Consider the following 7,745-nt stretch of genomic DNA (forward strand, 5'->3'; position numbering starts at 1 on the left):
CTACACCTGCCAACACTGCGGCCTGTGCCTGGACCGCGACCTGAACGCCGCGATCAACCTGCGGCAGTACGTCGCCCGGAGTGGCCGGGAGACGCTAAACGGCCGTGGAGCCGACCATAAGACCACCCTTGTGGTGGCAGGTGGCTGTGAAACGACCACCCCGCACCACCCTGGTGGGTTAGACGGGGACCGTCGGCCGGCAACGGCCGACTGCAACACGAGTACTCACTAGAGAACACTCAATTGCAACGGGACAGGTCCAGGTGACCGGTGACGCCGATCCGGGGCACGTCACACCGCCCGCAGCGCTTCGCCCAGCCGGTCGAGGGCGGCCGCGAAGTCGGGCAGCGGCAGGTGGCCGAAGCCGAGCCGGAACACCCGGTCGCTCTCGCCGAACCACGATCCGCGCGCGACCCGGGTCTCCCGCTCGGCGAGCGCGTCGTGGAACCGGCGCACCGCGTCGTCGTCGTAGCGGTCCGGGCGCAGCCGCAGGCAGCACAGCGCGCCGCCGTCCGGGCGCACGTATTCGACGGCGTCGCGGTGCTCGCCGGCCCAGGCGCCGAGCGTGGTCAGCGCGGCGGCCAGCGCGGCGCGGCGGGGGCCGAGGATCGACTCCTGCCGCCGCAGGACCTCGGCCGCCAGCAGCTCGTCCACGCCCGACCCGGAGATCAGCGTGTTGAACTTCGCCCGGCGCAGCGCCTCGTACAGGTCGGGGTCGGTCGCGGTCAGCCACCCGACCCGCAGGCCCGGCACGCCGTGTGACTTCGACAGCGAGGAGCAGGTGACGACCCGCGGCGACAGGGCCGCGGCCGAGCGCGGCCACGGTGCGTCGCCGTAGACGGTCTGCCGGTACGTCTCGTCGAGCAGCAGGACCGCCTGCGGTGCCGCGTCGGCCATCCGGTCGAGCAGCACGCGCACCTCGTGCCCGGTGAACCCGACGCCGGACGGGTTCTGCGGCGAGGCCAGCGAGACGAGCCGGACGGCCGGGGTGAGCACGGCCGCGACGGCGTCGACGTCGAGCCGGTATCCGTCGTCGAAGCTCAGCGGGACGGCCGTCACCCGGCAGTCGAGCGCGTCCAGGACGGCCCGCGCCGGCGGGAAGCAGGGCGACGCCACGACCGCCTCGTCACCGGCCCGGCACACGCTCAGCGCGAGCAGGAACATGGCCGCGATGCCGCCGGGCGTGACCAGCACGTGATCGGCTTCGACGCCGGTGTCCGCGGCGATGAGCGCGCGCAGCAGCGGATCGCCCTGGCTGGTGCCGTAGCCGATCTCGATCGTGTCGAGCCGGGCCAGCACGTCCGGCGTCATGAGCTCGCCGAGCCGCAGCGGCGGGCAGGTGCTCTCGGCGAGGTCGTACCGGACCGGCCGGTCCACCAGGTCCGACATGGACGCGGGCGGGAACCGGCCGGGCCGGTCGGCGTCGGCGAACACGCCGGGGCGAGGGTTCGCGGAGAAGGTCATCACCTGATCCTGCCCGCCCCGGTGCGCGGCGCACAGCGCCACCTCGCGACAGGTGGCCTGTTTTCGCCGCCTGCTCCGGCCGGTGCTGTGCAGTCGGCCACGCAGGCGCCGTCGAGCCGTCCGGCGGTGCGCGGTCAGGCCGGCTTCGCCGGGCGGCGGGAGATGGCGACGCCGACCAGGCACAGCGCGCCGCCCGCCAGCGCCAGCACCGGCGGCACCTCGCCGAGCAGCGCCCACGCCAGCACGATCGCCACGGCGGGCACCAGGTACGTCGTCGCGCCGAGCCGGCCCGCGCTGGTGCGCGCCAGCGCGTACGCCCAGGTGGTGAAGCCGATCGCGGTGGGGAACACGCCGAGGTAGACCAGCCACCACACGGAGGCGGGCTGTGCCGCGGCGAGCTCGCGCACCAGCGTGGGCGCGTACGGCAGGCACACCACGGCGCCGATGACGCAGGCCAGCCAGGTGACCCGCAGCCCGGACAGGTCCGCCAGCAGCGGCTTCTGCGCGACCACGCCGACGGCGTAGGACACCGCGGCCACCAGGCACAGCACCGCGCCCCAGGTGCTCACCGTACTGGTGGTCGAGGTCGCCGTGCCGATGAGCACCACGCCCGCGAACGCGATCGCGCTGCCCGCGATCAGCGGCCGGGGGAAGCCCTCGCCCAGCAGCAGCCCGGCGAGGATCGCGATGAGCAGCGGGCCGACGTTGACGAGCATCGCGGCGGTGCCCGCGTCGATGAGCCGCTCGGCCTGGTTGAGCGCGACGTTGTACACGCCGAACCAGACGACGCCGACGATCAGCAGGCGCGGCCAGTGCCGGCGGCCCGGCCAGGGGCGCGGCACGGCGGCACGGCGGTCGTCGGCCACCATCATCGCGCCGAGCACCACCGCCGCCACGATGAGCCGCCCCAGGGACAGCGCGCCGGCGGACAGCTCGCGGCCGACGTACCGGATCGCCACGAAAGCCGACGCCCACAACAGCACCGTCACCAGCGCCGCGACCAGCGCCAGGGTGCCGGTCCGCGACTCCACCTTGATCGTCATGCCCCGACCGTACGCGAGCCGCCCCGCCGGTAACCAGGTTGAGCTTGACCCAGGACCGGTCGTCGCGGGTGACGACCTGGCATTCGCAGTACATGCGCACGGTGTCCAGCGAGGGGATCTAGTCGGCGAATCTGCAGACCGAGCCGGGACGACGGAGTAGCCGACGGTGTCCGTGTGTACGTAGTGGTCCAGCCCGAGCCGGATCCAGTTGTTCAGGCCGGCTGGCGGGTCGATCGGCGGCAGCGGGATCATTGACAGTTTGTCGATCCGCAGCAGATCGACCCGGCGGGCGTGGAGCGAGCCGACGGTTCGGGTGCTGGTCCTGACCAGCCAGTCGGTGGGCTCGTCGTTGAAGTCGGGCGGTCAGGTGAACAGGCGGCCGAGCATCAACGAGGTCTCCAGGAACCCATTGGTCCGCTCGACCATGCCCTTGAACTCCGAACCACGGCTTGGTGTCAGCCGGATCTGAGTGGCCAGGGTGCCGGCGAACGAGGCCTTCGGCGCTGAGACCCGGCCAGTCCCGCCGATCTCGGACTCCCGGTCCAGGCCATGGCCTTGGGCAGCCGCCCGACCTGCGTGATCCGTTGGCACATCCCCCACTGGGTATGCCTACCTGCCGCGACGGGATCATCGCCGCGGTCACGAACCGGGGAACGTGAGCGTCATGATCAGCACCGGCAGGATCGTGCGCGACTGGCTCCGCGCGACCGGGATCGTCGTGTGTGAACAACAGGTGGCACTGGTGACCTCGCCGGGCTCGTAGACCGTCCGGTCGACCAGGTCGATGCCTACGTACAGCGGCCGCGGGTGACTGCCAGCCGTTTGCGCAGCGGCGCCGTGGAGTGGGGCCATCTGATCCGCTCGGCGATCACTGGCAGGGCACCCGCGGCCACTCGGCCCTCAACGCCTTGATCTTGGACACGTGCGGGTCGACGATCAAACTCCGCCGAAACTTCTTCGCATCTGGTCAACTCTAGGAAGCGACGACGGATGGCTCATGCCGGGTCGTAGACAGAGTCGTGCGTAAGGGTCGTTGCACGACTCCGGCCGGGACAACCCAGCGTTCACCGCCGGGTGTGCACCGGCATGTTCGCGGGGCGGATCTGTGGAACCCGGTGCGTGCGGTGCCCGTAGTGCGGGTAGGCGGCGTCCGCCGTCTGTGCTGTCTTACTTGTATCGTGAGGCGTGTATGTACAGTTTGTTACGCTATCGCGGCTCTCGGGCCGTCGGTTACGGCCGTGGATCGGGTGTGAGCGATAGAACGGCCCGTGGCTGGTGGCGAATGCTGGCCGACGGTGCCGGCAGTGGGCCGGGTCGTGGGGTTGCCGGGCTTGCCGTGGCGTTGGTCGCTGGGGTTGGTTTGGCGGTGTTGCCGGGGTCGCCGGCGGCTGCTGATGGGGAGCGGTCAGAGAACGCGGGGGCGTTGTTGCAGGGTGCGGGGGCGGGCGGGGGGTCTGCTGCGCCGACGGGTGGTAGTAGGGATGGTTCGTTTGAGCAGTCGTTCAGGTTTGAGGTGCCGGCGGGGCGTGGGGGGCGGGCGCCGCAGGTAGGTTTGTCGTATTCGTCGGGTGGGTCGACCCATGGCGGGGTGGCGGCTGGGTGGTCGTTGGCTGCTGGTGGGGCGATCAAGGTTGATGTGTCGGCTGGGACTGTGCGTCCGGAGTGGCCGGATGGGGGGTCTGCGGCGGCGCCGCGTAATTTTGTTGATCCTCAGGGTCGTCCGTTGGTGAAGGATGTGTCGTTGCCGGTGGTCACGGCTGGGGCGGTGGGGTACCGCGCGGTCGGTGACAACATGTCGACCCGGTTCGAGTATCTGGGTGGGACGTCGCTGGCGTGGTGGTGGTTGGCGAAGCACTCTGATGGCACGAGGTCTTACTTCGGGGAGAAGGACAAGCATCCGTATTCGTTTGCGCCGTTGGTGCGGGTGAGTGAGCCGAGCGGGTTTGATGATCCGGCGGAGCTGAAGTACTCGTATGCGACGGTGGGGCGGACGACGGCGGCGCCTTCTGGCGCGCAGCCGCGGGAGTTTGTGCTGACGTCGATCGAGTATGAGACGCATTCGTCGGAGCAGTCGTATGCCCGGGTGGAGTTCACTTGGGCTGATCCGGCGTTTTGTGGTGCTGCTGCCAAGCAGCCGGCGATCGGGTCGCGGCTGGATTACCGGGCGGGGTATGCCCGGCTGTCGGGTACGCGGAAGTTGACCGCGGTCAAGACCTACACGAAGAAGACGTCCGGTGCTGGGTTTGACCTGCGTAGCAGGTATGACCTCGGCTACAACGCCGATACGGAGAGTTGTACTGGTTCGGTGGCGGAGGAGCGTGGTGCGCCGTACCGGGAGTTGGCCAGTGTGCAGCGGACGGTGTACCGGCCGGTTGTGGCGGGTCAGGACGGTCCTGCGGAGCAGGTGTTGCCGCCGACGAGGTTCACGTATGGCAAGTCGGTTTCTTATGCCAAGGAAGCCCATTACGGGCCGGCGGTGGGGTTGACGAATCTGCGGCTGCCTGAGTCGGTCGAGACCAACCAGCGTGCTCAGCGCGTCGGGAGTGTGGTTAACAATCTTGATCCGGATGGTTGGACGTGGACGCCGCATACGCCTTACACGGCGTGCGAGTCGTCGTTCTGTCCGGTGCCGGTGTGGGCTGATGCTCAGGCCGATGGCCAGAGTCCGACGTCGTATGTGATGCCGTCGGACGGAGGGTCGTGGCTGCTTGCCACGGGCCAGTCGTCGGGCGAGAGCGTCGGAGTGATGTATGTCGATGTCAACGGTGACCGCAAGCCGGACATGCTCAAGCGGCGTGGTGGGCTGCCGAAGCTGGCGGCGCAGACGCCGCAGACCGGTGGCTGCATGGTTGACGTGTTTCTGAATACTGCCAGCGGGTTCTTCCAGAACACGGCGTTTCCGTCGTTCAGCCTGCGGAGCAAGATGGGCGACATCCCGGTCGGGTCTGGTGTTCCGGAGGACGGGGCCGGTGAGCTGCTGTGTTCGCTGAACCGGTCGTTCAGCAACGACGATTCAGGCGGCTGGCGGGGTGACCCGAACACTGCCTGTGTGGACGGCCCGTCGTGGGGCACGACTGCGGCGTGGGGGTCGATGCAGCAGGCCAAGCACGCTTTCCTGGACTGGGACAAGGACGGTCTGGCGGATCTGGTGACGCAGACGGTCGCCTCGGTGGACTGCCCGTATGTCAGTACCCGGGGGATCCCGGCGCCGACGTTCCACGACGACGTGGAGGATGAGAAGCCTGGCGTAGCGGTTGATCCGCATTGGGCGCCGGAGTATCTCGATGAGGCTCTGCACCCTCAGGCGTTGGAGGAGCGGCGGGCGATCACCAAACGGCAGAAGTATTTCTACGTCTACCGCAATACCGGTAGCGGGTTCTCCGCCACGGCGACCCAGGTGCGTGCTTCGTCGGCGACTGCGCCGACGTATGAGTACCCGAGTGGGCTTGAGTGGCATTACGAGAACATCGCGCGGCTGCCGCAGGACAGCGTGATGGCGTCGTATTCCGGTTCGGAAGGCTGGACGCGTAACGACTCGGTGTTGAGTGACGTCAACGGTGACGGCTTTCTGGATCTTGCATTTCCGGCGAGTGTGAACGTCGGTCCGGCTCCCCAGACGCCGGGCACGTGGCCGGAGGTCGATCTGCCGCGGAGTCATAACCTGGTGACGTCAGAGCGCCGTATCGCGAAGTTCGAAGATCCCGATCCGGATCCGCAGTGGCCTGGTGAGTACACCAACGTCATGGCTGCGGGCGCCGTGGATCTCAACGGTGACGGGCTGCCTGACCGGGTGGAGGCCGTCGGGCAGCAGACCGGCGGGAACGGGCCGATCGACTACTCCGGCACGAAGGTGAACTTCAACACCGGGCTCGGGTTCGGCACCGCGGATGATGACGGTGAGGTGATGTTCAGCGAGAACGCCGACGACACCAATTTCCTGGACTCCTACCGGGTGGACCGGTTGTCGGAGAAGAACTGGCAGAAGTATTCGGCGGTCGGGGAGCGGTGGGGCAAGTCGCGCCTGCGTGACATGGACCGTGACGGGCTTCCGGATGTGCTGTTCTACGACCGGGGTGCCAACCGGGCTCAGCTGTACGCCGGTGGCGGCCGTCAGTGGGTGTCATCTCACCCGGCTGACCCATCGATCGTCCAGTATTTCGCGGGGCGAATCAGCGGTAAGGGCAGCGAGTACGGCGGCACGGTCAACGAGTTCGACGACCGGGCCGACTACCGGTACTCGGTCACGCACGACGCGATCGACATCAACGGTGATGGCCTGGAGGACCTGGTCCAGGACGCCGACGGAGACGGCAGCGACGTGACCGTCCGTTATGCCAAGCCGGTGGTGGGTAGTGGTGACACTTTCGCCCCGGCGCGGCTGCTGCGTACCGTCTCCAACGGCACGGGCGGTAAGACCACTGTGTCTTACACCCGTGACGTGGCAGCGGGTAAGTGGCTGGCGACTACCGTCACCGCTGACCCGGGTCACGGCCAGCCGGCGATCATCAGTGAGCACAGCTACATCCGGCCGGTGTTCGTGGCCGACCTGTACGGTCGTAAGGCGTTCTCCGGTTACGAGGAGACCCACACGATCCGCAACGCCTCGACCCCCGGTGTGGCCGACAACGTGACGCACGTCACGATGTACAGCTACCAGGTTCAGCCGGGTGGTGTGCCGATCCTGTCGGCCACGGTTATGGGTCATCACGTGGACGCGGCCGGTATCGGCAACACCCAGCCGGGTGTGATGTCGATCGTGGAGCCGAGTTACCACGTTCGTAACCTTCCGGGCGGGTTGGAGATCCCGGGGGCGCGTGCGGATTATCCGATGCGTACGGTGCTGCCGTCGATGACGATCAGCAGGACGTGTACGGGCACGGGTGGGCAGATGTTCGACGCCTGTCATGACAGCCCGCCGTCGGTGACCTCCGAGACGACGTGGGTGGCCAAGTCGGTCGGTGGCGAGTATGTGATGGAGCTGCCGTCGGTCAGTGAGACCCGGTTCGTCAATGGTGAGGGCAAGGACGAGGTCCGTCGTAGCACGTCGACGTTCAATGTGTACTGGAACGGGGGCGGGTTCCGTGTCGCGGCGGACAAGACCGTCGACGCGGCGGTCGTGGACGGCACGTACAAGGCTCTGGGTGAGGTCCGTTACACCTATGACACGGTGGACTTCTCCCGGGTGCAGACGGTCACCGTCGATGATGCCGCGGCCGGTGTGCCGGACAAGACCAGCCG

5 protein-coding genes are annotated in these 7,745 nt (G+C 68.2%); 1 reads left to right on the forward strand and 4 read right to left on the reverse strand.

The features are described 5' to 3' along the window. Nucleotides 1-291: 291 nt before the first annotated feature. From AB0J67_RS37575 to AB0J67_RS37590, 4 genes are all read right to left on the reverse strand, one after another. Nucleotides 292-1,464, reverse strand: coding sequence for a pyridoxal phosphate-dependent aminotransferase (locus AB0J67_RS37575; protein WP_363489977.1), 1,173 nt, complete (start codon nucleotides 1,462-1,464; stop codon nucleotides 292-294). A gap of 134 nt (nucleotides 1,465-1,598) precedes the next feature. Then, entirely contained in the window at nucleotides 1,599-2,507 is a 909-nt protein-coding gene (locus AB0J67_RS37580; RefSeq protein WP_363489979.1) for a DMT family transporter, read from the reverse strand. Between the two features lie 363 nt (nucleotides 2,508-2,870). After that, the gene (locus AB0J67_RS37585) at nucleotides 2,871-3,107 is read right to left on the reverse strand and encodes a hypothetical protein (RefSeq protein ID WP_363489981.1); all 237 of its coding nucleotides are present in this window, start codon (nucleotides 3,105-3,107) and stop codon (nucleotides 2,871-2,873) included. Nucleotides 3,108-3,146: 39 nt separating this feature from the next. Beyond that, a complete protein-coding gene (locus tag AB0J67_RS37590) occupies nucleotides 3,147-3,359 on the reverse strand; it encodes a hypothetical protein (protein WP_363489983.1) in 213 nt (70 codons plus the stop codon). 871 nt (nucleotides 3,360-4,230) lie between these two features. Between AB0J67_RS37590 and AB0J67_RS37595 the strand changes: the two genes are divergently transcribed. Then, the coding region (locus AB0J67_RS37595) for a VCBS repeat-containing protein (RefSeq protein WP_363489985.1) at nucleotides 4,231-7,745 on the forward strand (3,515 nt) is incomplete at its 3' end.

Origin of the sequence: Catellatospora sp. NPDC049609, assembly GCF_040675365.1 — a bacterium.
Classification (GTDB): domain Bacteria; phylum Actinomycetota; class Actinomycetes; order Mycobacteriales; family Micromonosporaceae; genus Catellatospora.

Bases quoted from the DNA above. Each gene is read 5' to 3' on its own strand.
- AB0J67_RS37575 (WP_363489977.1), bottom strand. From the start codon at position 1,464: ATGACCTTCTCCGCGAACCCTCGCCCCGGCGTGTTCGCCGACGCCGAC.
- AB0J67_RS37580 (WP_363489979.1), bottom strand. From the start codon at position 2,507: ATGACGATCAAGGTGGAGTCGCGGACCGGCACCCTGGCGCTGGTCGCG.
- AB0J67_RS37590 (WP_363489983.1), bottom strand. From the start codon at position 3,359: ATGGCCCCACTCCACGGCGCCGCTGCGCAAACGGCTGGCAGTCACCCG.